Origin of the sequence: Pseudoxanthomonas sacheonensis (assembly GCF_031455975.1) — a bacterium.
GTDB lineage: Bacteria > Pseudomonadota > Gammaproteobacteria > Xanthomonadales > Xanthomonadaceae > Pseudoxanthomonas_A > Pseudoxanthomonas_A sacheonensis_A.
Genome location: NZ_JAVDTT010000001.1, coordinates 1437533 through 1461587 on the forward strand (window position 1 = coordinate 1437533; position 24055 = coordinate 1461587).

The 24055-nt window shown below is 58.3% G+C and carries 22 protein-coding genes; 7 read left to right on the forward strand and 15 right to left on the reverse strand.

Annotation, left to right across the window (positions count from 1 at the left end; all coding sequences use genetic code 11):
* The first annotated feature begins 159 nt into the window (after window positions 1-159).
* The 4 genes from J2W94_RS06465 to J2W94_RS06480 all read left to right on the forward strand — a co-directional run bounded on the left by J2W94_RS06465 (window position 160) and on the right by J2W94_RS06480 (window position 2087).
* Complete coding sequence (locus J2W94_RS06465) at window positions 160-528, forward strand: SPW repeat protein (protein WP_310091254.1); 369 nt, start codon at window positions 160-162, stop codon at window positions 526-528.
* A 257-nt stretch (window positions 529-785) separates the two neighbouring features.
* Window positions 786-1307, forward strand: coding sequence for a DUF2199 domain-containing protein (locus tag J2W94_RS06470; RefSeq protein ID WP_310091256.1), 522 nt, complete (start codon window positions 786-788; stop codon window positions 1305-1307).
* A 56-nt stretch (window positions 1308-1363) separates the two neighbouring features.
* Window positions 1364-1684: a hypothetical protein gene (locus J2W94_RS06475; RefSeq protein WP_310091259.1), complete on the forward strand. Its 321-nt coding sequence runs from the start codon at window positions 1364-1366 to the stop codon at window positions 1682-1684.
* Between the two features lie 82 nt (window positions 1685-1766).
* On the forward strand, window positions 1767-2087 hold the full coding sequence (locus tag J2W94_RS06480; protein ID WP_310091261.1) for a hypothetical protein: 321 nt from the start codon (window positions 1767-1769) through the stop codon (window positions 2085-2087).
* 388 nt (window positions 2088-2475) lie between these two features.
* Here J2W94_RS06480 and J2W94_RS06485 read toward each other — a convergent pair whose 3' ends face one another.
* The 3 genes from J2W94_RS06485 to J2W94_RS06495 form a co-directional block, all read right to left on the reverse strand.
* A complete protein-coding gene (locus J2W94_RS06485; protein WP_310091263.1) occupies window positions 2476-4017 on the reverse strand; it encodes an alpha-N-arabinofuranosidase in 1542 nt (513 codons plus the stop codon).
* 95 nt (window positions 4018-4112) lie between these two features.
* Window positions 4113-7094, reverse strand: a complete 2982-nt coding sequence (locus J2W94_RS06490; RefSeq protein WP_310091265.1) for a family 43 glycosylhydrolase — start codon at window positions 7092-7094, stop codon at window positions 4113-4115.
* On the reverse strand, window positions 7091-8176 hold the full coding sequence (locus J2W94_RS06495; RefSeq protein ID WP_310091267.1) for a non-reducing end alpha-L-arabinofuranosidase family hydrolase: 1086 nt from the start codon (window positions 8174-8176) through the stop codon (window positions 7091-7093). Before J2W94_RS06495 ends, J2W94_RS06490 begins: the two co-directional genes overlap by 4 nt.
* A gap of 272 nt (window positions 8177-8448) precedes the next feature.
* Here J2W94_RS06495 and J2W94_RS06500 point away from each other — a divergent pair, with 272 nt between their 5' ends.
* Window positions 8449-8979 (forward strand): REP-associated tyrosine transposase, encoded by a 531-nt coding sequence (locus J2W94_RS06500; RefSeq protein WP_310091269.1) that lies wholly within the window; start codon window positions 8449-8451, stop codon window positions 8977-8979.
* Between the two features lie 43 nt (window positions 8980-9022).
* Here J2W94_RS06500 and J2W94_RS06505 read toward each other — a convergent pair whose 3' ends face one another.
* Together J2W94_RS06505 and J2W94_RS06510 are read right to left on the reverse strand one after the other, a co-directional pair.
* Entirely contained in the window at window positions 9023-10471 is a 1449-nt protein-coding gene (locus J2W94_RS06505) for a DUF1593 domain-containing protein (protein ID WP_310091270.1), read from the reverse strand.
* A gap of 1343 nt (window positions 10472-11814) precedes the next feature.
* Window positions 11815-12252 carry a hypothetical protein gene (locus tag J2W94_RS06510; RefSeq protein ID WP_310091272.1) on the reverse strand — a complete coding sequence of 146 codons (438 nt, stop codon included), beginning with the start codon at window positions 12250-12252 and terminating at the stop codon, window positions 11815-11817.
* A 204-nt stretch (window positions 12253-12456) separates the two neighbouring features.
* On the opposite strand from J2W94_RS06510, the gene J2W94_RS06515 reads away from it, so the two are divergent.
* Window positions 12457-12702 carry a helix-turn-helix domain-containing protein gene (locus J2W94_RS06515; RefSeq protein WP_310091274.1) on the forward strand — a complete coding sequence of 82 codons (246 nt, stop codon included), beginning with the start codon at window positions 12457-12459 and terminating at the stop codon, window positions 12700-12702.
* 8 nt (window positions 12703-12710) lie between these two features.
* On the opposite strand, the gene J2W94_RS06520 is transcribed toward J2W94_RS06515, so the two are convergent.
* From J2W94_RS06520 to J2W94_RS06555, 8 genes are all read right to left on the reverse strand, one after another.
* Entirely contained in the window at window positions 12711-13562 is an 852-nt protein-coding gene (locus tag J2W94_RS06520; protein WP_310091276.1) for a TIGR02391 family protein, read from the reverse strand.
* A gap of 81 nt (window positions 13563-13643) precedes the next feature.
* Complete coding sequence (locus J2W94_RS06525; protein ID WP_310091277.1) at window positions 13644-14408, reverse strand: hypothetical protein; 765 nt, start codon at window positions 14406-14408, stop codon at window positions 13644-13646.
* Window positions 14409-14491: 83 nt separating this feature from the next.
* Complete coding sequence (locus J2W94_RS06530; protein WP_310091278.1) at window positions 14492-15439, reverse strand: ParB/RepB/Spo0J family partition protein; 948 nt, start codon at window positions 15437-15439, stop codon at window positions 14492-14494.
* 6 nt (window positions 15440-15445) lie between these two features.
* Window positions 15446-16240 (reverse strand): DNA adenine methylase, encoded by a 795-nt coding sequence (locus J2W94_RS06535; RefSeq protein ID WP_310091279.1) that lies wholly within the window; start codon window positions 16238-16240, stop codon window positions 15446-15448.
* Complete coding sequence (locus tag J2W94_RS06540) at window positions 16237-17097, reverse strand: PIN-like domain-containing protein (protein ID WP_310091282.1); 861 nt, start codon at window positions 17095-17097, stop codon at window positions 16237-16239. The genes J2W94_RS06535 and J2W94_RS06540 overlap by 4 nt, the downstream gene beginning before the upstream one ends.
* Window positions 17084-18703 (reverse strand): DUF262 domain-containing protein, encoded by a 1620-nt coding sequence (locus J2W94_RS06545; RefSeq protein WP_310091285.1) that lies wholly within the window; start codon window positions 18701-18703, stop codon window positions 17084-17086. The genes J2W94_RS06540 and J2W94_RS06545 overlap by 14 nt, the downstream gene beginning before the upstream one ends.
* Window positions 18704-19305: 602 nt before the next feature.
* Window positions 19306-19896, reverse strand: a complete 591-nt coding sequence (locus tag J2W94_RS06550; RefSeq protein WP_310091287.1) for a DUF6151 family protein — start codon at window positions 19894-19896, stop codon at window positions 19306-19308.
* Window positions 19897-19985: 89 nt separating this feature from the next.
* Window positions 19986-20507, reverse strand: coding sequence for a Pvc16 family protein (locus J2W94_RS06555; RefSeq protein ID WP_310091288.1), 522 nt, complete (start codon window positions 20505-20507; stop codon window positions 19986-19988).
* Between the two features lie 143 nt (window positions 20508-20650).
* Between J2W94_RS06555 and J2W94_RS06560 the strand changes: the two genes are divergently transcribed.
* The gene (locus J2W94_RS06560) at window positions 20651-22018 is read left to right on the forward strand and encodes a PA2928 family protein (RefSeq protein WP_310091290.1); all 1368 of its coding nucleotides are present in this window, start codon (window positions 20651-20653) and stop codon (window positions 22016-22018) included.
* A 182-nt stretch (window positions 22019-22200) separates the two neighbouring features.
* Here J2W94_RS06560 and J2W94_RS06565 read toward each other — a convergent pair whose 3' ends face one another.
* Together J2W94_RS06565 and J2W94_RS06570 are read right to left on the reverse strand one after the other, a co-directional pair.
* Window positions 22201-22740 (reverse strand): DUF2058 domain-containing protein, encoded by a 540-nt coding sequence (locus tag J2W94_RS06565; RefSeq protein WP_310091611.1) that lies wholly within the window; start codon window positions 22738-22740, stop codon window positions 22201-22203.
* A gap of 64 nt (window positions 22741-22804) precedes the next feature.
* Window positions 22805-24037 carry a vanadium-dependent haloperoxidase gene (locus tag J2W94_RS06570; protein WP_310091292.1) on the reverse strand — a complete coding sequence of 411 codons (1233 nt, stop codon included), beginning with the start codon at window positions 24035-24037 and terminating at the stop codon, window positions 22805-22807.
* Window positions 24038-24055 lie beyond the last annotated feature (18 nt).

The following is a 24055-nucleotide window of genomic DNA, read 5'->3' on the forward strand; positions in this document are numbered from 1 at the left end:
ATTGTTCCCGCGCACACAACATCGTGGGACCGGATGAGATCTTCCGGCGGCAAGTTCGGGTAGCTAGTGTGGCGCCACGTCGCGAACCTGCGACGGGGGTGGCTTCAGGTGCCCCGTCCAGCGCGTCGTATCCCCCGTCCGATTTCCTGGAGAACACCGATGAACGTGAACACTTCCAAGAACACTTCCGCTGCAACGAATCCTTGGCTCGATTGGACCAACCTGGCGCTGGGCCTTTTTCTGATCGCTTCACCCTGGCTCGCGCTGGGCGGCAGCACTGCGATTCTCTGGAACGCGGTGATCTGCGGCGGCGTCATTGCCTGCGCCGCAGGCGCCGCCATCGTCAAACCTTCGCCTGGCGCGCAGAAGACCAGTCTCTGGTTTGGTGTGTGGCTGTTGATCGCGCCCTGGGTGCTGGCGTTCTGGAGCAATGCCGGCGCGACGTGGACCAGCGTGCTGGTCGGCTTGTGCGTGGCGATCATCGCCGGCCGTCAGCTCTCGGAGCTGAAGCGCTCCGCGCGCGCGTGATCCGGCGCCTGATTCGATCTTTGAACAGCGACTAAAAGGAACGGAGGCAATCAAGTCGTATTAATTGCCTCCGTCCCCTTTAGATGCCTTTTGTCATGGTTGAGCTGTTCTGGCGCGTCGGGTTAAACATCAGCTTGTTAGCCGTACCTAAGATCGATAAGCTGCAACGGAATCAGAGAGTTACAGCCATCCGATCAGGGATAAGAGCAGTTGCATAACCGGACCCAGGGTCCCCTTATTAGGTAGTTAGGCATCACATGACAGATCAGAGCTACGTTTGCTCTAGTTGCGGCAAGACTCACGAGGGACTGCCAACGGACTGGGGCTTCATGCTCCCCGACGAGGTCTTTGAGCTGTCCTATTTGGACAAGTATCGCCGGACTCGTTCAAACACGGATCTGTGCTCCCTTGATGAGAGTCGCTTCTTCATCCGTGGCCTACTCAGGATTCCCTTCACTCACCAAGAGGGCGAGTTTGCCTGGGGAGTATGGGCTGAGGTGCCAAAGGCAACTCACGACTTTTACCTAGACAACTACAGCAACGAACTGGCTCAAGGCATCAAGGCCGTGGGCTCATTGGCCAATACAATTCCCGGCTTTCCGGAGATTACTGGCAAGGCTCTTGAGATTGAGTTCCAAAACGCAAAGAGCCGCCCATTCTTTGCCTTCCCAGGATCCGCGGAGCACGAGCTTGCCGCTGACCAGAGAGATGGCATTGGTCGCAACAGACATCACCAGTTTCTTGAGTTGTGTGGCCACTTCGACGAGAGTGATGCCTAACAATTCATTCAAGCCGAACCCGCTTCGCGGGTTGACTTAATTCAGGCGTAGGCGGCATGGAAACAGTTCGGCTTGTCACGGTGGACGCATTGCCACAACCAGGTACACCGGTTTTCGCCGAGTACGGCGGAGCAACAATCAATGTCTATACGACCGAGTTGTCTGAGCACGCTGCGGTAGCGCTTGCGACGCGTGAGATTGCTGAGGCTGGTTGGCAGCTTCAGGCTGTAGATGAGACGTACCTGCTCACTCGTGCTGACCTTGAGGAGGCAACCCCGGAAGGCGTGGCCTATTTCGAGCAGGCACTTCTGGACGGCGTCGTTGTGGTCATACACACGTATCCAGCCACCCCGCAGGATGGAGATCTTGTCCATTAACTGCCTGCTGCCTAACAATTCATCCAAGCCGAAGCCGTTTTGCGGCTCGGCTCAATTCAGACGTTAGGTTGCTGGGGAACCCATGTTTCTAGTCATAGTGATAGCTGCGGTCGTTTTGCTCGGCGTTCTTCCCATCATGCTCGGCGCTCGCATCGTCAAGGCCAAGAACACTGGCTTCAACACCGCATTCCTGGCAGCGGTTTGCCTGGGAATACTGTCGTTTGCTCTTGATAGTTTCGTCTCGAACCCGATCCTTTCGGCGGCAATATCCACGGCGCTTGGGACCATCCTACTTACGCTTATCCTTGGCACGAGCCTATGGCGTGGATTTGCCGTTAGCCTGATCGTGGCGGCGGTCCAGATCGGAGCTATCACGGTTATGGCCCACCTGGTAGCAACCTAGCAATTCATTCAAACCCAAGCAGGACGTCGCCCCTAGGCCCCGTAGGGTGGGCCTTGGCCCACGGTCTTTGGCTCCCACGTCAATGCAATCCAATCCATGGCAATGGTGGGCCAAGGCCCACCCTACGAGGTCTTTTCTATTCCGACCAGATAAAGCGCGCGCCGTCGCTGTCGTCCGGCATGGGGCTGGGACTGTCGGCCCGGATATCCCCGGTCTGCGGATCGATGCGCAGTATCGTAGCCTGGGTAGAGCGCAGCGAAACCCAGGATGCCGAGGCGGGAACAACCACCGTTTCAAAGATATCTACCAAAGTGAGGGAACCAGATGGGGCACTTGCACGTCTGATCCAGGACCCCGGGTTTCGCTACGCTCTACCCGGGCTACGTCACTATTCCAGCCCAAGCACCGCCACCGATGCCGGTGCGACGGTGATGTTCAACTTGCCGTCCGCGACCTTGGCCGACAATGCCTTGGGCGCGACGGTATCGGGTGCGTCGAAGGTGTTGACGCTGTCGACCTTCGGCGCCGAAAGAGTTTGGCCCGACGCCTTCGTGGCTTTCACACCGGCAAGGGAAACGCTTAAGGTCACGGGCGACTTCGCGTCGAGATTGGTGACGGCGATCCATACCTTGCCGGCCTTGTCTTTGGCCGCGACGGCATCGACGCGTGGCAGGGTGATGCCGTCCGTCGTATAGGTGCCGGCGTCGAAGGTCAGCGGTACGAAGGTCGCGTCCTGGAACGGCACGTACATATGAAAGACATGATAGGTCGGCGTCAGCAACATCTTGTCCTCGTTGGTCAGGATCATGGCCTGCAGGACGTTGATCATCTGCGCGATATTGGCCATGCGCACGCGGTCGGCATGGCGCGCGAAGATGTTGATGCCTAGCGCGGCCACCACGGCGTCGCGCTGGCTGTTCTGCTGCACCAGGAAGCCCGGGTCCGACCCCGGCGTCGGCGCCAGCCACGTGCCCCACTCGTCGACCACCAGCGCGACCTTCTTTTCGGGATCGTACTTGTCCATGATCGCCGAATGCGTCTTGATCGCGTCGTCCAGCCGGAGCGAGTCTTTCAGCAGGACGGCATAGTCCTTTTCGTCGAAGCCGATATCCGACATATGCGGCGGCCAGCCGCCCGTCGCATAGAAATGCAGCGACAGACCTTCGATATCCCAAGACCAGGAACGTCCGTTCCACGCTTTCATGACGGCTTCGGTATAGCTGGTGTCGGCGCCGCTCGGGCCGACGGCCACGCGCTTCATCGGCTGATTGGAGGTGGCGCTGTAGCTACGGATAAAGTGCGAGAAGCGCTTCATCTCATTGACGTAAAAGTCCGCCGACATCGCGCCGCCGCAGTCCCAGGATTCGTTGCCGAGACCAAGAATGGCGACCTGGTACGGTTCCGGATGGCCGTTTTTGGCGCGCTCGACCCCCAAGGCGCTGTCTGTCGAAGAGGTCATGTATTCGAGCCATTCGGCGGCGTCCATTGCAGTGCCCGAGCCGAGATTGACCGAGAGATAGGCTTCGGTTCCGATCTGATCGGCGAAGTCCATGAATTCGTCGGTGCCGAAAGTGTTGGGCTCGCCGACGGCCGGCTTGCGCTCAGGGCCGACGCCGCGGCGCCAGTTGTATTGGTCGGCGAAGCAGCCGCCCGGCCAGCGGACGTTGGGAACCTTGAGCGCCTTCAACGCCGCTACGACATCGTTGCGGATGCCGCGTGTGTTTGGGATCTTGGAATCCTTGCCGACCCAGATGCCGCCGTAGATACCGCTGCCCAAATGCTCGGCGAACTGGCCGAAGAGATGGCGGTCGATCACTGCGCCGGGCTTGGACGCATCGAGTGTTACCTGGACCGGTGCATCGGCGGCATGGACCGCGAAAGGCAGCATCAGGGCAGCAGCGATCGCGGCCGCGGATATCAGAAGGCGCATTGATAGTTTTCCATGTGAATTATCGTGCCGTTGTCCGGCGCTTTTATTTTTACCGGCGAGGTGGATAAAGCGCTTCGACAAGATCCTTGCGCAAGTCAGCGGGAGCCACCGCTTTGCCCGATCCGGTAATAGTCAAAGTCGACACGGCCGCCGGCGGTCTTGGTCGAATAAAAGAAGAGCGCGTAGCGGTAACCCATGAAGTGCGGGAAGGTGTAGGCAAGGGCCGAGGGACGACCGATGGGAGTCCAGGATTTGCCGTCGAGGCTGTAGGAGAAGCGGGCAACCTCAGGCGCGGGCTGAAATTCGCAGTCGACCCTGAGGTGAACGGTTTTGCCAGAGAGGGGAATGGAGGCGATTTCCTCGGGCTTGTCCGATTCAGCACTCACCATGACGAGAGATCTGGCGCCGTCGCTCATCTTGACGCCAACAAAACCATACTGTTTCTGAAAAGCGGCGAGGCCGGCCCAGTCGCCGTCTTTCATGCCGCTCACGTCAATGCTGGTGGTGGCCGAACTGCGAGGGCCAAAGGTGCGCTGGGTGAGGGTATTCCGGGCCTCGAGCAGAGTGGGAACGGTCCGGCTGGTGACGAAGCTCAGGTGACCCGGGCGCTGGGTGAGCGACCAATCACGAGGCTCGGGGTTGTGATTCCATTGCCAGGCGAGAGGCAGGTCGGGTTCGCCGGGCTGGCGGTCGAATTCGTCGGAGGCAACGATGCCGGAGGCGCCGGAGACGCCCTGCCCGCCGGCGGGGAGGTCGAGCGTCATGGGCACCTTGCCGTCTATGCCGAGCACGGGCCAGCCGTCCTTCCAAGTCACGGGCACGAGGTAAGGGATGCGACCGACGGCGCCGTTGTCCTTGAAAAGATAGGCATACCACTTGCCTTCCGGGGTATCGATGAGGCCGCCCTGGGCGATACCGCGATCGTCTAGCGCGATGCGACCCTCGTAGGGACCGGTGATTGCATCGGCGCGGTGGACGATGACGGTGCGCGCCCAGCGGCTCCCGGGCGAGGCGATGTTGAAGAGGTAGTAGCGGCCGTTGATCTTGATGAGCTGCGAGCCCTCGCCCTTCAGCCCGCCCTGGTCGGCGCCGAAGAGGGCGTTGACGTTTTCGACGATGACCTTGTTCACGCCGCCGGGCTTGATTCCGGAGAGGTCGGGTTTCATCTCGGTGAGCATGATGCGACCGCCGCCGTAAACCATGTAGACGCGACCATCGTCGTCGAAGAACAGGCTGTGGTCGCCCAGCAAGGGCTCGAAACTCGTCTCTTTCCACGGGCCGCGCTCCGGATCGCGCGTGGTGTAGAGGTGGGTACGTCCGGTATTGGCGGAGAACGTCGACGCATGGAACACGCCATCGTGGTAACGCAGGCTGCTGGCCCAGGAGCCGGCCCCGTAGGCGTTCTTGCCGTTTTCGAGGCGGAGCGCTTCGTTGTCGGCAAGGGTTTGATAGGCGTAGGAGGCCATGCTCCAGTTGACCAGGTCCGTCGACTTCATGATCGGAAGGCCCGGGCTCATGTGCATCGTCGTGCTGCTCATGTAATAGGTTTTCCCTACGCGGATGACCGCGATGTCCGGGACGTCGGCCCAGATAAGGGGATTGTGGGCAGAATCCGCCTGTTTTGCTGGAAGGGATTGAGACGCGACGGAGGCACTGTCCGCGGCCAGGTCGCGCTGGGAAAATTGCCAGTAATCGAACTTGAACACTTCTTCGCCGGCCGCGCCGCGGAACACGAAGAACAGATCGTTGATGCCGGAGGCTCCGGAGATACGGGCAGACTGCGGCTTCCATTCGCCGCCGGTTCCCGAGACCGGCAGCGTGCCGATCAACTGGCCGTCGAGCTTGCCCAAACGAATCTCGATCTTCGCCCCGGTGGCCTGCTTCGCCATGGCCGTGCTGGAGAGGCTGGCCATGAAGGCACGCGCGCCGCGCGTGCCGAAATCGACATTGCGCACCCGGATGTAGTCGCCGTCGTGGAGGTCGCGCACATTCTGGCCGCCGGCGCTGCTGGGCTCGATCTTGACGCCGGAAGACCAGGCGATGGTCTCGGCTTCCACGCGCTTGTAGGGATCGAGGGTGGCGACCGGTGCCGGCCCCTCGTTGGTCGGCTGCACCATCGGGACCGAGCCATCCGGGTTGAACTTCAACTCATCGACGCGCACGGAACGCTTGAAGCCGTCGCCTCCCGGAAGCGCGGCGTCGTGGTAGAAAAGGTAAGTCTTGCCCTTGTAATCCACCACGCCCGGGTGGTTGGTGAAGGCGCTTTGCGGGGCCATGATCACGCCGCCGTAGGTCCACGGACCTTCGGGTGTGGGGCCGGTGGAGTACGCGAGATGCTCAGGGAGGGGACCACCTGCAAAAAACAGGTAATTGAGATTTTTGCGCTTATAGAGCCAGGGACCCTCTTCGTAGGACGTGCCGCGTTTTTCGTCCGCAGGAATGCGCGCGCCCAAGGCCTTGACGGTCATCGGATGGCGAATGATGCCGTTCTCCCCGACGTTGGTGTCGTAGGAAATCATGTCCTTGTTGAGCTTCACCGACCACAGATTGGGATTGCCCCAGGCGAGATAAGCCTGGCCCTTGTCGTCGATATAAACGGTCGGATCGATGCTGTCGTAGTTACCGCCGATCAGCGGTTTTTTCAGAGGATCGGTGTAGGGCCCGAGGGGATTATCGGCCACCAGCACGCCGATGCCCTTGCCTTGAATCGGGCAATAGAGATACCACTTGCCCTCCCGCTCGATCGCATGGAGGGCCCAGGCGCCATTCTCAAAACCGGGTCCGCCGGAGATCTCCTTGGCGACCCAGGGGAAATCCCGGAGGGAGGCGATGGCGCCGTGCTGGGTCCAGTTCACCAAGTCCGTCGTCGTGGAGAGCACCCAGTCCTTCATGTTGAAGTTGCCGATCTCTCCGACGTCTTCGTCGTGGCCGGAAAACAGGTAGAGCGTGCCGTCATGGACCACGGGGGCCGGATCGGCGGTATACCTCGTCTGAATAACCGGGTTGAGCGCGAATGAGGTCGCGGGCAGCGCAGCCAACACGGACAAGAGAACGAGAGCGGTCGCGCGGGCGTTCATTTCTTGCACAAGACGCTGATGGCGTTGGGGGCGGTGGCGGTTATCACGCCCAGCCGATACGGCAGTTCGATGTATTCGTACTGCTTGTCCTTTTCCATATCCAGGCCCTGGTAGAGGAATCTCAGCGGCTGGCAGGGGTCGATGCTCAGCGTCTGGTCGACGCCGTCGCGGATCAGTTCGCCATGGGAGACGCCTTCGGACCAGATCCGGCCATTGAACTTGACGTTTTCCGCGCCAGCGAACAGGTTCATCCTGGCGCCGGGAATGGGTTGCCACTTGCCGTCCAGACGATCGGCTTTCCAGGCGCGGAAATACCTGCCGTTGGCCCCGATCGCCTCGATCAGCGTCAAATACTGCTGGGTGCCGGTAATCCTGTAGGTGTTGCTCGCTTCGAACATGTCCTCGCGTTTTTCCTTCATGACGACGACAGGCTCGGAGAAGCCGTGAGGGAAACGCTCCAGCGTTGTTTCACCGCGGAAGAAGCTACCGTTGTCGTCGGTAAAGAACAGATGGCACTTCTTGTCGTCGCAGATATTCCAGAAGTCCAGCCAGGCCGCCTTGCCCTCGGCGTCTTTGACGCTTTCCGGGATGGTCGCGTAGAAGGGCTGCGGCGGCGTCCATGACCGGGGGTCGGCCAGGTTCTTGGTCGTGGAATACAACGGGTCGCCGCCTTGGTAGATCAGATACCAGAGTTTTTGCGGCGCGAAATAGAAAACCTGCGGCGCTGCGCGGTAACCCGGCCCGATGGGCGACTGGTCGAGCATGAAGAGGGGCGCCTTCGGCGCTTGGTCCCAATCCGCAAAGCTCGTATAGGCCAACCCCCAGCCCGTCGCCGCCGCCGTGGTCATGAAAACGTGGTATCGACCGTCGTGGTAGACGATGGTCGGGTCTTTGACGCCATGGATATGCTTGGCATCGGCGGGAGGCTTGATCAGGGGCTCGCTGGATTTCCATTCAAAAGGTTTGGCGCGAGTCGCGGGTTCCGCCGCGTGAGCGAGCGTGCTCAATGCCAGGCATGACGCAAACCAGAGTGCATTGAACCCGGCAAGGCAGGATTTGTAGTCGCGCATAACTTCAGCCATTGAGGTGTACAGGGGAAACAGAGCTTCGCGTTGCCGGCTGCTGCCGTTGTGTCACGAACTGCCATGGATCAACTTCGAGGCCAAGCGTAGGCAGCCCGTCGTGTCATATCCAATGAATTGTTCAGCGCGCGCCATATCTTTTTCGAATGCGGCACTGCACCAGTTCACGTAGTCCACGTAGGGCGGAACCGCCGAAGGCGTTTCCGCCGCATGTCTTTCATCGCTCGCGTTACCAAGGCACCATGGAACCCCTTCATCAAAGGATTGATGACATGCCCAACTACCGACGCACCGATACGCCCGGCGCCACCTGGTTCTTCACGGTCAACCTGTTGGAACGGCACGGCAACGACCTGCTGGTGCGCGAGATGGAACGGCTGCGGGCATGCGTCTTGGCCGAAAAGCAACGGCGGCCTTTCTCGATCCTGGCTTGGGTGGTATTGCCCGAGCACATGCATTGGATATGGCGGTTGCCGGAGAGTGACGCGGATTACTCCACGCGCTGGCGGCGGATCAAGACGGATTTCAGTCGTGGATTACCGGTGGCCGAACGCAGATCAGCGGTGCGGATTGCGCGCGGCGAACGCGGCATTTGGCAAAGACGTTACTGGGAGCGGCAGATTCGCGACGCCGACGAATTGATCCGGTATGTGGAATACATCCACTTCAATCCGGTAAAGCATGGCCATGCGGCGCGGCCGAACGATTGGCCGCATTCCAGTTTCCGCAGTTTTGTCGACAGAGGCAGGTATCCCGTGGATTGGGCTGCTTCGACTACGCTCGACTGGACGAGTGACGGTTAGACATGCGGCGGAATCCGCTACGCGGGTTCCGCCCTACGCGGCCTTAATTCCCTCCGTCCCCCGGAGTGAAAGTGACGATGACGCGTCGGTAGCGCGTCAGCGTCGGACTGCCTTTATCGGTCACCTGAACGATGAAGTGGGCGGTCTCCGCTTTGCTTACCACCGGCGCCTGCCCCCAAACGGTATGGTGATTTTCCGCATACCCCAGCTTGATCTCCTTCTTGTAGCTGCCCGCTTCGGGATACTGAAACCACAGGTAGCTCAAGCTATCTCCATCGGGGTCGGTGCTGCCGGCGGCGCTCATCATGAAGCCGTCGCCGGATTTGACGGTCAGCCGATCGCCATGGCCTAGCTTTACCACTGGCGGATGATTCGCCCCCTCGTATGGCTGGGTGCTCCAATCCATGCGAGCAGCGAAATCGTTCTGGAATTCTTTGCGCCAACGCCAGATCGTGGTCCTGTACCCAGTACTGACCTTATCGTGGGCACGCACGTTGCGGCCATAGTCGTTGTAGACCATCGGCCTGTAACTATCCACGGCGTTGGTCCAGATGGCGCGAGGTTCTTGCAATACGGGTACGTTGCCGGTGAAGCCTTCCGGATTGGTAGTCTCCAACGCTGGCGTGTACCACTCGTAGCGCCCACCCCAGCCGCCCCAGTCCGGATGCTCGGGGGCGTTCAGGCCGTTAGGTATCAAGGACAGGAAGGAGGGCGTATCGCCCTCCATGCCAAAAGAGACATCCGGATACATCGCGCCCAGCGGTCCATGCCCCTGTTGAATATGCGTGGCGATCCAGTGGTTGCTCACTTCCGTGCTGTCGAAGCCCGGCTCGGCCGTGTGGATGCCCGTCCAAGTGCCATTGCCATAGCCGCCGGGGCTGACGATGTAAAACAGTTCGGGAAACTGGGTGCGTATCCAGAAACCGGAATCGTCCTGATCGGAGATCGTGTAGACACGCAACTTGCTTACCAGGCGAGCGGCCTGCTCCGGCGTCCTGTCGTGGGAAATCCGATACAACGCTTGCGCAAGTGTATTGGCGCCGCCCCAGACCGCCACCCAGAGGGGCCGCGCATCCTTTTTCTCCAAGGCCTTGAGGATGGCGTCCGATCCCGGCGAGTCCTTGCCGTCGCCGACACCTTGCATGCCGTACAGCTGCGAGCCGGAGCGCACCACCGCTTTCAGCGCCTCCGCTTTCGGAAAATCCGGTTCGTGCTTCGACAGATTGGGTTGTACCCGGCCGTAGGCATCGATGATGGCCTGCAGGGATTCCGGCGCGATACGCGACTTCTGATGCGTAGAGGTGGTGGCGACGATGCCTTCGATATCGATCTGGTTCGCGTACAGAAGCAAGCGCACGAGCGACTGGCTGTCATCGGGATCGGCCTCGATATCGCTGAGGACGATCAGGCGTTGTTTGGGTTCGGCGAAGCCAACGGCCGGCACGCAAGCCAGTAGGGCCGCCAGCATCGCCGTGATTGAAAGTGATCGCATCTTTTCTTGTATCGAAGTGGGGGCTTCACGCTGCCGGCTGCTGCCGTTGTGTCACGAAATGTCATGGATCGACTTCGAGGCCAAGCATAGGCAGCGCGTCGTGTCATATCCAATGAATTGTTAGGAGCGCGCCATATCTTTTTTTGAATGCGGCGCTGCGAAGCGGATCATCGGCCGCAACGGTCCACCCTACCGGCTCGATCCAAGAACGCCACTACACGCCGTTGGCGTCGCCCCCAGGGATCGTCATCCCGGCGCATGCCGGGATGACGGCCTGATTATTGGTTTGGTTCTGCTCTACCGGAGGCCCCGTAGGGTGGGCCTTGGCCCACCGTCTTTGGCTCCCACGTCAATGCAATCCGATCCATGGCAGTGGTGGGCCAAGGCCCACCCTACGAGGTCTGTTTTCGGTTTAAATGATAGCGGCGGCAGCTACTCAGGGTTGCCAAGTCGAAGCGCGATTGGGAGTTGCAACTAGTGAGACCGCAGGCAGTTAGATCGATAAGGCATGTGCTCTTGTTGTTTTGTGGCATGTGTATCGTGTGGTACCTGGAGTACATAGATAGTTGGCTGGTCGCGCCTGCATTTATTTTGCTGTTCGTACTGGCATTTGCTTTCAGCCCAGTTTTCGACAACGTGAAAAGCATTCGAGACAAATGGAAGGGTGACAGGGACCCAAATGAGGACTAGTTTGATTATTTCCGCGCAAGCATAGACTGCTCGCTCCGGAAAGTAGCGACCCGCTGAAGCAACAGATGGCAGATGACGCCCCCCTTCCCTGTCGTCATCCCGGCGAACGCCGGGACCCAAGCCCGCGTGCACTGGAAGTTGGGTCCCGGCGTTCGCCGGGATGACGGCCTGATGATTGGTTTGGTTCTGCTCTGCCGGAGCTTGCGACCGGGGTCGCAAGGCAATTTGCTTTGCGCGCAAGCCTGCGAGGGCCGGCGTTGATGCTGTTGTGCTTTGCGCGCAAGGAAAAAAGCCTTGCGGTCCTCCCTAATAGGCTTGCGCGGCGAGCTGGTCAGCTTTGCGCGCAAGGTAAAAAGCCTTGCCATTGGGTTCGCGGGGCTCGCACGCGGGCTGTAATGGCGGTTGCGCAAGGCTCAGTCGCCCGTGCGCAAGGCTCTGATCTTTGCGAACGCAGCAGATTGCTTTGCGCGCAGAGCAAAAAGGGCCAAGCCTCGCCTTCCGAGGCTTGCCGGCAAGGTTCCAAGGCTTGCGCGCAACCTTCAAAGGTTTGCGCGCAAGCCTTTTTGCTTTGCGGTCCGGCCTTTCCGGGGCTTGGTTTGCCTCTCTTTCGCCGCACGCGGGCGACGCCGCCCTTCCGAGTCGCCACACCGGGGTTAGGCCGGGTGCTGGTGGGCGGCGATCTGGTTGGCGATTTCGGGGTGGTCGCGGTAGTAGGCGGCGTTGTCGGCCAGGACGTGCCAGCGTTGGTGGTCGGTGAGGAAGCGGGTCAGGTGGCGGAGGGCGCCGATGGCGGTGGCTTGGGGAAGTGCGGGCGGGTCGGTGGCCAGGGTGGCGTGCAGCAGTTCCAGCAGGCAGTGGGCGCGGTCCAGGCAGTGGTCGGATTCGAGTTCCGCGGTGGTGCTGATGCGGTCGAGGGTTTGGGGGTCGTAGGCGGCGATGCCGGGGTCGGCCAGCACGCAGGCCCCGCCGCCTGGCAGCAGGTTGAGCAGGGTTTCCAGCGGGGTTGGGCCTTCGGCCAGGCCGGGCGGGATGTCGGCGAAGGTGAGTGAGGCGAGTTTGTCGACTGCTTTGCGCAATTCGGGGTTTGTCATGGCGACGGCTTCCTTGGTCTGTGATGCGCGCGAGGCGCTCCCATGGTTTCCGTGACCGTCGAGTCAGGCAGGCCAGCACACACCGCGTCTACGGCGCTATGGATATGGCCCATTGTCGACCAGTCACGCACCGACTATATCTGTTTTTCAGATATTTGAAAACTAGATATAGCTTGGCTGCGGAATCGCCAATGCGACCGCTCCATGCCCGCCAAGTCCATCCATAAAGCCGAGTACCAAACGTTGCTTCAGATGCTGCGGGATATCCGTGCCCGCGCGGGGCTGACCCAGGTCGAACTTTCCGAAGCGCTGGAACACTCCCAGTCTTATGTCAGCGACGTAGAGCGCGGGGTTCGGCGCATGGACCTTCTGCAATTGCGGGACTACTGCGAGGCATGCGGGGTTCGTCTTAGCACCTTCGTGAAGCAGCTAGAAGTGGAGCTTCGTTGAAGCTCACCCTACGCTGATCTTTCTTCGCGCAAGATCGCCTCGGATTCCAGCACGTAAAGTTCATTCAGAAGTAGAAACTCCCGGAGCACGTCTGCATCAGAGTGCTGGAGTTCCTTGTGTGCTCGTCTATTCCGGTAAGCACTAAAGCATGCGAAAAACAATGCGGCTCTGCCTTTCGCTTCCGCTGGATCGGCGGTATCCCAAGTAAGAACTGAGTCATCGGCTTGGAAGGCTTTTGAAAAGACACGAGCACCAGATACGCCGGCCAGACCACACCGCTTCACGACAATCTCTTCAAGCCTACGGTACGCCGTCATCAATGCAGAATCTGCATTCTCAGATAGACTCACCGCCAGATCGACGATCCTGTCATCAATGATGCCGAAAGGAACTATGGGCGGATACAACTTTCGCATCGCGTATGATTCCCCTGTCTCCCTGGCGAATGGCCCATACATATAGTCGCCGTATCGAGCTGGACGAATCACCTGCTCCGGAGTGACCGCGCTAAGATCAGACACAGTAAGTCGACACCCATCTAAGCGATCGAGAAATAGCGAGGAAACATTAATCTCATCGATATCCACTCGATGTCTCCGAAGGAGATGAAGCGCACTCGCCAAGCCCGCTGGACCTTCACCAGGGTAGCCTGATGTAAAACCAGTCTTGACGAAAATAATCCCGTCTACCTCTAGCTTTATCGCAAACCCGTGGCGCTCAAACGCGGTCAAAATGTAAGCGCGCTCTATCCGCTCACCTGATTGGATCACGCCAACGATTGCAGAAAGGCATGATTGAGTCATGCCAGCATGTCCGTGATACTGCACTCTAGTGTCTTTCTGAGATGCCAGCATCTCCATTAATCAACTCTCCACGGAGTAAGTGACAACCACCCGCTCTACAAAGTAGATAAACCTTTGTCGCGACCTACTCTACTTACCTCAAGGCTTTATAGCCTTCGATGCATCTATAAGGGTCTTAAGTTCGTCCACGGCGGATTCAAATCGCGTTCTAAGCTGCTTATCCCTCTCAATCAGCTTTTTTGTAGAGCTCGGCTTATGCCCAGCATCATTTCGGTACTCCGTTAATCCGATAAGACGACTGAATAGCGGACCTTTCAACGCAGGGCAACCCGAAAGAGTGGGATCTATGTTCGTTTTTAAGAACTCAAGAACATTACTCCAACTCGCCTTATCAACATCAAACTGCGGATCTTTCTTTAAACATCTTTTACTTACGCACTTCTTAGTTATTCTTCGAGTTAATGCTTCAATCTCATCGTAAACAAGAGAACATGCCTTCGCAGGATTCCCATTCTTGAACATTTCAAATGCTGCTTGTAATGGCTCCTTGTAACGGGAAGGGAAACCTGAAAAATCAATAGCTCTCAATCCGGTCAAAGACTGTGACAGTGGAGGGCCTACTAGCTGCCTGCCATTTCCTTGCTCATCAAACTCAATGATTCCTATACCATTCGCCTTAGCAAACGCAAGATCCTTAGTTGATAGAACCCCCACCACCTTCGGAATTGCTACCCACAACTTGACCGGAACTACATGGTTTCTGCACTCAAGTACAAATTCATTTAATTCTGAGGATGATGCGTTCTCAGTAACTTCAATACAAATAATGGATTTATCCGTCAAGGTTGAATGAAGAGTTGGCCTAAACTCAACTAGTGGATCAACCTCTTCCTCTGCTTTCATTCCGTTGACGCCATAATTCTTGCTAAAGTATTTGACGGCACCTCGCGCTAGATCGTGAAGGTGATCTGGCAATACTCGGAAGTTCATTGTTCGCCCTCCAAGAATTCGTGGAGGGTTTCAAACAAATGCTCCAAAGCCTTTAATGCATCATCATCGATCGTATCGGATTCAACCTGACTTAGATAATCAGCAAGTCCATTTGCTCTGGTTGCCAAATCTCGTTCTATGTAGGCATTAGAAACGGAATCTCCATACGCCTGCTCAATCGAATAGCTCGGCTCAGTGAAAAGCTTCGTAAGGGCAATTCGGGCATCTTCTTCATCAGCATCTACGTTCTTCGCGCGTGCAATCTTGCCTATTTGCCTGAAGTGAATAAGATTTGTTATTACACCGTCAGAGTACTTCTTTATCAAAATGTTACGGACAGTCTCTTTGCCGCCTTTTGGGAAAACATCCGGCATAGCGCGCTCTACCGTCTTTAGCGCCCTTTCCATTTCTATGTAGAAATCTTCAGTTAGCTTTTGTTGCGATTTTGGCTTCCTAAGCTCTCTGAGAATTATCTGCTTATGCCGGTCTGGTAAATCTATTAAGAGCTTGCACCGCCGGATAACTCCCAATGAGAGACCGGTCTCACCTGAGATGTCTTTTTCATTAGGGGCTCTGCCAAGACCTTCCCTTAGAAGAGATATGACTCTAGGCAACTTTAATGCGATCGTTAGGAGATCCCACTGCTCTCGCAGAGCGTGGATGTTAAACATCAGCAGCAGATTCTGAAGCGAGGAAGGCTTCTCTTGAATTATTGCGGGGATAGTTTTTTTATTCAGCTTGATTGAAGAGCGCCACCTACGCTCGCCATCAATCAAAACGAATCTCCCCCCCTCCTTATAAACAGAAATCGGAACCTGCACACCAAGCCTGCGGATAGAATCCATGAGCTGCGACATTTCTCCAGGCCTAAATACCACCCGCGGGTTCTCTGGATTTCTATCAATCAGATCTACGTCTATCTCTTTTAACAGTGCCGTTGCCATGCTGGTTTACTCGCAATTAGTAACGATCAATTCCTGGACAGTACGCCGACTACCTGTAAATCCCGCAATATTTCTACGCGCGCTAACTCTTCTACTCTTCCATTTTTCTGCGAAAGAAGACACCTCTGAAACATCTGCATACGACAACACAAAAGCAACACCCTTGCTTGCTACGTCGTCGAGAGCTTCAAGCAATCTATGCAAATCTGATATTCCAAAACCAGAACCGCTATATTCTGTAAACATCCGTACATCACTAGTTGTGTAAGGCGGATCTACGTACAAGAAATCGCCACTACCAGTTCTTAGAACCGAACTCTCAAAGTCGCCAGAAACTATTTCCGCAGACTGCAGTGCACTACTGACAGCATGCAGATGCTCTTCATCAAGCACGGTCTTTCTAAGTTTTGATCCGTACGGGACATTGAACTGCCCAGCACGATTTGTTCTATACAGTCCATTGAAGCAAAGAGCATTGAGATAGATGAATCTAGCCGCCCTCAATGCTGGAGAAAGGGTATCCGGCCGGGTGGCTCGCACCTTGTAATAATTCTTCTCAGATATTGGCATTCGCCTTATGCACTCAACCAACGTTGGCGCATTGAGTTGAACTTGTTGCAGCGCGATTACCAACTCTTCGTTGATATCAGAAAGCAAGCCTGCCTTGGGCTTTAAGCTGAGAAAAAGACTCGCAGAACCGCAAAAAGGCTCTACGTATCGCTGATACTCTTCTCGCCAAAACGTTCTAAGCTCAGGCAGCAACTGAGCTTTACTGCCCGCCCATCGCAACAGTGGCTTCATGCTGTCGAGCCAGGAGCTTCGGCGACTTCCACGTCATCAATTTGGCTCCTTACTCTTTGCGCCAATTGCTCCAACGACCAAGTCTCGAAAGGAACCTCAATACATGCATCCACCTCAGCCGCCAGGACCGGATGTGGCACACCACCCTTTGACCAATCCGACTTCCGATCATCGGTCACCATGATGGCCTTCTCGATTTTCTCACCACTCTGCTTCGCTTTGGCCAGGCCGAACAGAAAATCCATCCATACAAAATAGTCACCGTCGCCGGAATCCTTGAATCCAGGCGGCGTCTTTGTACTCTGGCGGCTGCTGGCGAATCTATAGAACCTGGATCTCGGGATCTCGTGCACGCTTGCCACTTCTGAGAGGCGCTGCACAAGTGAAACCAAACTTCTTCTTATGGCTTTGTCATGCACATGCCCATAATCATCTTTGAACCTGCCAAGCAATCCTTTGAACTCATCTGAATAGGAGCCGAAATCGCCATCAACCTTTAAGACTTCTTTCTCCAGTTCAGAAAACCTCTTTTCTAATGCAGAGGCTATAGTTTCAACGGAAGAGATATGATTGTTCCAAAATTCGAGAAGCGATTGCGCAGAAACAATGAGCGGAGCCCGATGCTTTGTCGAAAAATAGTCAAATATATCCTCAAGATCTTTTCGCTTTGAGAGATTTATGAGTACGCACGAATCAAGACAAATAGCAAAGTTTTCAAACCGAATTTCTACGGCCCTTGAGGCCTGAAAACTGGAGGCCAGTTGCTTAAAGGCGCTAATAGGAGCGTCTCGACGTAGCATTGCTTCTAGCCGAAGAAGGATCCCTTCAATGTCGTTAGCAGCATCAGTACCAGACATTTGCCGCCGCCTCCGCCAGGAAGCTACCCATTGACTCAATAGCTTCCGCATCCCAGTCATCGATCTCTCTCAAGCGTTCCTTTAACTCGCCATCAGCGGCCTCATCGAGCATCTCTTGCTTAAAGCCTTCCCAGGTGTTTGCCAATCTACTGCGTCTTTCGGTAGTCGCCAGAAACGAGTTACCAATAGTATTTGTCCAGAAGGTTATTTCCTCCGGATCCAAACCTAACCATTCGTAGGCTTGTTTTGGCCTGATCAAATGGAAGTGACCCTCTCTCTCGGGCGACATAGTCCTATGAATAATCGACCGACGCATGAAAGTGAGGGTCTGCTTGTTCAAGGAACGACGCGACAATTGACTGACAAAATCCTCCCTGCTTGGCACAAGATCGGCCAAATCCTGCTTCACACGAACCCAGTCTCTAGTTTGTCGGATTGACTTCGCAGCCTCACCAAACCTGCGCTCGACATTGCCTGTCCCAAGATTTCCAACAACTATTCTTCTGACCACGAGACGAAGTACGTCACGCATGGCATCAATCGGGTCGTCTTGCGTTTCAATCAGGGCCATCAGTATCGGCCGGACAGATATCACGGAAAGACTATTCAGCGCACTGAAGATGCTAAGCGCCTCCCCATCAGCTGGCCCGGGAACACCCGGATCTATCATCTGAACGTAAAGCGGAAGCTTCGACCTCAGCAGCTCCATTAGCCGTTGAATGCTTGGCCTGTCCCGAGAACCAACAAACGCACCGCGACCTGCGACCAAATCAAACAAATCTTTTGGCAGAATATGGCCGACCTCTACCGTGACGACATGCCGAATGTACTGAACGAATGAATTCGCTCCGTCACTTTGAAATTGCTGCGCGATTGACTGCCACTCGCTGTATAGAGCTTGCTTTTGATCACCTGCCGTCTGACTTAATACGAAATTCTTCAGCAACTCAGCAGTTGTCAGATCCCTGCCTCGAGTATTGATCGCTTCAAATACGCGATAAGCTGATCTTGCATCCGGATGGACGAAGACAGCGAAATAGAGCTTATCTGTTATGAACTCCGTCCAAATGCCGAGCCTTCTAAATGGATCAGACGCTATATCAGCGCGCAATTTGAGGCATAGAAACCGATAAGCATTTCTGATTCGATCCGACACTTCACCACTAACCGCTTCATCTTCAGGATCAAATGATCCTTCAATAATTTTCTGCAGCGTTTCATTATCTGTCACATCAGATAGCACGACCCTGGACTCAGCAGCATCAGTGTTGTAGTTGATTGTTTTCAGAAAGTCGGACTGAATTTTGTCCGCGAGTGCTTTTCGCCCATTCTTGATAGCCTCATCACGAAGAGCCGCCGCCAACATTGTCAAAGTGAGAATTCTCTGTTGGCCGTCGACTACGTGATATCGATTACCTTCCTTTGTGAGGATTAATAGGCCTAGAAAATATGATTCCGCGCTGAGAGCTTCATCAATGTCGTTCCAAAAATCTTCAACCTCCTCCAATGTCCAAGCGTACTCTCGTTGGTAGATAGGAACCTCGAACATTGAGGTCGACATTAAAGAACCTGCCGTTGGGGCAGCTGCATTCAGCGGACTCTGCATATTGGCTCTCGCTTATTCCTTTGATATTCCGCATAAACCTTATAACGCATGACTGAGAGACCAATCCTATGCGATCTCCATCGCTCCACTATTCGCACATGGCAGCGTTCCGCCGCTATATTCCACAAATTTATTTCATTCGCGAACACCCGACATCTGATTCCTACACAGCCTGCCAAACCACCTCAGCACTGGCAAATAACGACCACGCAGCCACATTCCACTCGCTGGCTGCCTCTGCACCGTCACCGCCCCCAAACACGCAGACAACCAGTCCGGTTGCGACAACGCACTAGGCAACAGTCGACGCTCACGCATCGTCCGTCGGCCAGCGCGTATAACGCAATCCTCAACAGCCCCAAACTCCTGCAACGCCTCCCCACCCAACTCTGCGACCAGACAAGCCGTCGGAGCAGAGGCGAGAGTACGCTTTTCCAGGAACGACCAGCAATCATGGCTTCAGATCGCCGAAGCATGTGAATTATTTACGTTTCCTCCAGCTTCGTTAAGGAGTTAGCGTAGGCGAGCAGATAGCTCTCGGACGAGAAAGATCAAACGGGAAGGAACGCGACAGGGGATGACAAGCCTCGCTGTACGATCTGCTAAGCGTCGTTACCACCCAGCGCCGCACGCTCAGCCGCACTCAACACCTCCACCTTCCGAATGGGCTGCCCCTCCCCATCGAAAAACAACGTAGGCCCCTGCTTCCGCAACCGCGCCCCCACGATATTGCGCAAGATCCGCCACCCACCCACCACAAACCCCACCGGCGTCGCCTTCACCTTCCCCGCCGCCGACCCCGCATTGATCACCACCTCCCCCTGCGCCCCAAACGCCTGATCTATCTCCCAGGCCGGCGACAGCCCCGTAGTGACGATCCCCACATAAGAAACCTTCGCATCGCGCGGCGTATTGCCCAGCGGCGTGCGGCAACAGACCGTATACCAGCGCAACAACCCCTTCTCGCTAAGCGACATACAAGCGATCTGCTCATCGCCCGAAGTGATATGCACCGCCGCCGGATTCATCGCCACGATATCCGTGCCGCCCTGCGCATCGACCACCCCCGGCCGATCCAACCAACGCGCATAAGCCTGGCAATCCCGGCAATAACACTTGGCCCGCACATAGACCTGGTCCGTTTCCACCCTGCCCTGCACCCGCCCGCACTCGCAGCGCAACGACAAAGCCATGGCAACGCCCTCGCCCGATCCCGAACACGCTTGTTAACGGCCGCGCACGTACGAAGACGTGAAGGCGGCAAGTACAGACCGAACCCGCGTCAGGCCGGCGCCACCTGCCAAACCGCCTCGGCCCTGACGAACACCCCGGCGCGCTGCCGCATGCCACTGGCCAACCACACCCCCGACACCTGATCCAACGGCAGATCCAACATTCGCCACTGCACCGTCACCGAACCGGCCGCCATCGCCGACAACCGATCCGGTTGCGACAACAACGCCGCCATCGACTGACGCTCGCGCACCGGCGCATCCGCCAACGCCTGCAACGCCGTGCCCAACAAGCCCAGTTCCTGCAGCGCCTCGCCACCCAGGCCGCTGATCAGATAATCCAACTGCAAGCCCAACTCCGGCCGCACCCGCCGCCCATCCGCCCCGATCGTCGGCACCGCCCGCACCAAAGGCAGCACCCCCACCCGGAACAGATGCACCGACAACCCCGACAACTCCTCGCCCTCTGGCGAAGGCGGCCCCACCAACACCGGCGTCCCCGGCGGCACCGCCGCCTGCACCAGCCCACGCAAAGCATCGGTAGCCACGGCAATCAACTGATCGGACGACATAGCCAATCCCCCATCGTTGTTCGCTGCATTAAGCCCAAGCCACCCCCTCATTGCAAACCTGGCCTGTGGCCCCGGGCGCCCGCGTTCTGTACGCAGACGACTTACGCCCAATCACCGCCCTCAAGCCATCGCAGGCCACCCGCATGAACCACGTCGGCAAAGCGTTCGCCTCGTTGGCCCTGTTCCTGTTGCTACTGCTGGGCGTGGCCGGCCTGTGGAGCCTGCGCGAAGGCGGCCGCGACGACCTGCACCAACTGCTCACCACCGGCGAAGTACGCGAACTGCAGCCGGCCCTGTTCCAATCGGCCCCGCTGCGCACCGACCAGGGCGGCGCCGACCGCGTCTACCTGCTGGGCGTCCAATCCGAAACCATTACCCAACTCTCCTTCGGCCGCCGCACCAGCAGCCGCCCCCGCCGCGACCTGCTGCATGTGGACCTGTGGGCCATCGACGCCGGCAACGGCACCCTGGCCTGGCGCAAACGCCTGCGCACCTACGAAGGTGAGGAACGCGCGGGCCGCGATTTACGCGGCTTCGACCTGTTGGGCGTGGACGGCAAGACCCTGTGGCTGACGCTGGACGGACCGCTGGGCGTGTCGCTGGTGGACGGCAGCGTGGTGGCCGACGGCGCGCGCATCGACGCCAAGAATCCCGCCATGGCCGGCAAGCGCGTCAACGACCTGGGCTACCTCGCCTTCGGCCGGCACGGCCTGCAACTCACCTTGAACGACGCCAGCCAGTGGCGCATCGACGCCAGCGACCTGAGCGCCGCCCCGCGCGACACGCCCGTACGCGACCCGAAAGGCATCGTGCCGCCGGCGCGTAGCGGACCGTCTTCCGCCTTCCTCACCCGCGCCCTGCCCATCGGCGAACGCTGGCTGGGGGTGATGACGGACAAGGAAGCCGAGTTCTACGGCAACAAACCCGTCGTCCCCGGGCGCGACCCCAACGAACGCCCCGGCGCGATGCAGCAGTACCTGGAACGGAACCACGTGCCCGCCCCGCTCAACGAACCCCTGCCGCAGCAATACCGTTTGTGGGGCGCGCGCATGATCCAGGTGTCGGCCGCGCCGCAAGACTGGCCCCGCCAGCTGCCGGACCGCTGGGGCAAACGGCCGCAGTTCAGCGACTACCACGTGCTGCCCGAATCGCCGCAATTCCTGCGCGCCGGCCTGCTGCGCGACGGCAGCGAACCGGAACAAGCGCTGTGGTACCGGCAACCGGACAGCGTGCTGGTGCTGCACAGCGACCAACTGGGCCAGCAAGGCCGCCTGCGGCTGACCCGCGTCTCCGGCCCCGCCGGCAAACCGGTGTGGAGCGCTGCGCTGCCGATGGATCAGCTGCACGCGGTGATGCGCAAGGACAACGACCTGTTGCTGCTGGGCAGCGAACCGCCCGCGGCGACGGATGAAAAAACCCAAGCGCAAGGCCCGCATCTGAAAGCGGTGCGGGTGGAAGTGGCCAGCGGCAAGATCAGCGTGCTGGATCTGACGGCACAAAGCCTGTTGTAGGGGCGCGGTGCGTTGTAGGAGCGACGTGAGTCGCGAAGGACCCTCTCTTCAAACCGTCACCGTATCCCGACACGGATTGTCGGATGTGGCACGTGAGGTCGGTTGTTCTTTTGGTTTCGCGACTCACGTCGCTCCTACGCCCACCTACGCCTACCTGTAGCCGCTCCTACGAAGGCGGGGCTTTACCAGACCAGATCGTCCGGCACCTTGAACTGGCTGTAGTAATCGTCGTCGGCGCCGTCGCTGCCGGGATCGCCCGGCTTGCCGTGGTCGAGCACGACCATCGCCGCCTCGCGGGCGTAGACCTTGTCGGCGGCGGCGCGCGGAATCACCGCATAACCCTGATCGTGGCGGACCACCACCAGCGCGCCGCTGGCCAGTTGCCTGCGCACGGTTTCGTCGACCAATACATTCTTGATGACGCCTTCGTCGGTGAAACCGTAGGCGATCTCGCCGACCAGCTTCAGCTTGTTCTGCTCGACGATCTGCCGCGCCTGCGCGCGTTGTTCGTGCAGGCGCGCCTGCGCGTTGCGCTCGGCGGCCAGGGCGCGGTCGCGTTCGGCTTTTTCCTGGCGCACGCGTTCGGCCTCGGCCTGCTCGGCGCTGGGCGCGGGCGGCGCCTTGCCGTGGCGCTGCTTGGCCTGCTCGCGCGCCACCTCGGCGAGCTTGGACTTCTTGACCAGGCCGGCCTTGAGCAGTTGTTCCTGCAGGGGATTGCGCATGTGGATCGAACCATGGACCGAAGAGACCGCGGTCATGATAACCGCGGTCTCCGGGAGCGCCGACCTATTGCCCGGGCTGCAGGTATTTCGCCACCGACAAGGCGCCTATCTGTCTGCCCATCGCCGCGCCCACCTCGGTGGAGTTGCGGAAATGCACGCCGTCGTAGATGCGCGCCTCGGAGACTTCCTTGACGAAATCGTCGACCGTGGTCCATTCGCGGCGAGCGCCGTCGGCGGTATAGCTGGTGGTGGTCAGTACCGGAACGGTTCCGGTGCCCAGTTCCCCCTTCAGCACCGTGCCCATGGCCGAGGACACGATGCAATGCGCGCACGGATACTCTGGATGCAGGGGCGTTTCGATGAAAGGAACCCAGGACGCTTCGCGCTCGGTCGCGTCGTTGCCGTCCAGGTCGCCATTGCGGATGGCGGTGATGGGACGCCAGAAGTTGTAGTGGTACTTGGCGTCGAACACCGCGATCAACGCATCGTCCATCGCCTGCGACACCGCCATCAGCAGGCGCGCATTGCGGGTGACGTCGCGCCCGTTCTGGTCGGCGACCGACCGCACCACGCCGTAATAGATGATGGGCATGGTGGCTTCCCAGAAACGCGCCATGTCGGTTTGCGCGGCGGTCCGGCGCGAACCGGTCTTGCCGCCGACCGCCTTGATTTCGTTGTAGTCGCGCACCCAAGTCTGGCTGGAAAGCGCCGGCGGCGGACCTGGACGGAACTGCGCCGCTTCGCGCATCAGCCACGGCGTGCGCTGCGGCCACTGCGGCACCGCCGGCAGCGTGGTGGGCACGTAGGCGCCGGCCTGGGTGAGCGGCCGGTAGCTTTCGACCGGCGCAACCACATCCTGCGTGCGCGAGGCCAGCACGGCGGCCACGGCTTGTTCGCCCACTGCGATGCCATCGCGCTTGGCCTGCCCTTCGGGAATCTTCGCCAAGGCGGTGGCGTAGGCAGCGTCGATGGCGGCCTGCTGCGCGCTCATCAGCTTGAGCAGAGCGGCGTGGTTGGCTGCGGCAACGGCGGCGTCCACCGAGGCGCCGGCGGGCGCAGACAGCGCAACGCCAGTGGGCGCGTACTGATGAGTGATGGCATTGGTCGCGAGGTAGACGGAGGTCTGCACCAGTGCGATGGCGCGATTGGAGAGCGGCGGCGGCAGCTTGGCGTCGGCGGCGATTTGGGTAACGGTACGGTTCCAGTCGGTGACCACGTCGGCCCGGACCTGCGGACTTGCCGCGAAACCGACGAGGACCAGGCACATTGCAGCGTGAAGACGGGACAACCTGTTCATGGACGCACCCCGGGCATT

Bases quoted from the DNA above. Each gene is read 5' to 3' on its own strand.
- J2W94_RS06465 (WP_310091254.1), top strand. From the start codon at position 160: ATGAACGTGAACACTTCCAAGAACACTTCCGCTGCAACGAATCCTTGG.
- J2W94_RS06515 (WP_310091274.1), top strand. From the start codon at position 12,457: ATGCCCGCCAAGTCCATCCATAAAGCCGAGTACCAAACGTTGCTTCAG.
- J2W94_RS06560 (WP_310091290.1), top strand. From the start codon at position 20,651: ATGAACCACGTCGGCAAAGCGTTCGCCTCGTTGGCCCTGTTCCTGTTG.
- J2W94_RS06475 (WP_310091259.1), top strand. From the start codon at position 1,364: ATGGAAACAGTTCGGCTTGTCACGGTGGACGCATTGCCACAACCAGGT.
- J2W94_RS06550 (WP_310091287.1), bottom strand. From the start codon at position 19,896: ATGGCTTTGTCGTTGCGCTGCGAGTGCGGGCGGGTGCAGGGCAGGGTG.
- J2W94_RS06470 (WP_310091256.1), top strand. From the start codon at position 786: ATGACAGATCAGAGCTACGTTTGCTCTAGTTGCGGCAAGACTCACGAG.
- J2W94_RS06540 (WP_310091282.1), bottom strand. From the start codon at position 17,097: ATGTCTGGTACTGATGCTGCTAACGACATTGAAGGGATCCTTCTTCGG.
- J2W94_RS06505 (WP_310091270.1), bottom strand. From the start codon at position 10,471: ATGCGATCACTTTCAATCACGGCGATGCTGGCGGCCCTACTGGCTTGC.
- J2W94_RS06555 (WP_310091288.1), bottom strand. From the start codon at position 20,507: ATGTCGTCCGATCAGTTGATTGCCGTGGCTACCGATGCTTTGCGTGGG.
- J2W94_RS06490 (WP_310091265.1), bottom strand. From the start codon at position 7,094: ATGAACGCCCGCGCGACCGCTCTCGTTCTCTTGTCCGTGTTGGCTGCG.
- J2W94_RS06480 (WP_310091261.1), top strand. From the start codon at position 1,767: ATGTTTCTAGTCATAGTGATAGCTGCGGTCGTTTTGCTCGGCGTTCTT.
- J2W94_RS06530 (WP_310091278.1), bottom strand. From the start codon at position 15,439: ATGGCAACGGCACTGTTAAAAGAGATAGACGTAGATCTGATTGATAGA.
- J2W94_RS06565 (WP_310091611.1), bottom strand. From the start codon at position 22,740: ATGCGCAATCCCCTGCAGGAACAACTGCTCAAGGCCGGCCTGGTCAAG.
- J2W94_RS06520 (WP_310091276.1), bottom strand. From the start codon at position 13,562: ATGGAGATGCTGGCATCTCAGAAAGACACTAGAGTGCAGTATCACGGA.
- J2W94_RS06510 (WP_310091272.1), bottom strand. From the start codon at position 12,252: ATGACAAACCCCGAATTGCGCAAAGCAGTCGACAAACTCGCCTCACTC.
- J2W94_RS06525 (WP_310091277.1), bottom strand. From the start codon at position 14,408: ATGAAAGCAGAGGAAGAGGTTGATCCACTAGTTGAGTTTAGGCCAACT.
- J2W94_RS06545 (WP_310091285.1), bottom strand. From the start codon at position 18,703: ATGCAGAGTCCGCTGAATGCAGCTGCCCCAACGGCAGGTTCTTTAATG.
- J2W94_RS06495 (WP_310091267.1), bottom strand. From the start codon at position 8,176: ATGGCTGAAGTTATGCGCGACTACAAATCCTGCCTTGCCGGGTTCAAT.
- J2W94_RS06485 (WP_310091263.1), bottom strand. From the start codon at position 4,017: ATGCGCCTTCTGATATCCGCGGCCGCGATCGCTGCTGCCCTGATGCTG.
- J2W94_RS06500 (WP_310091269.1), top strand. From the start codon at position 8,449: ATGCCCAACTACCGACGCACCGATACGCCCGGCGCCACCTGGTTCTTC.
- J2W94_RS06570 (WP_310091292.1), bottom strand. From the start codon at position 24,037: ATGAACAGGTTGTCCCGTCTTCACGCTGCAATGTGCCTGGTCCTCGTC.
- J2W94_RS06535 (WP_310091279.1), bottom strand. From the start codon at position 16,240: ATGAAGCCACTGTTGCGATGGGCGGGCAGTAAAGCTCAGTTGCTGCCT.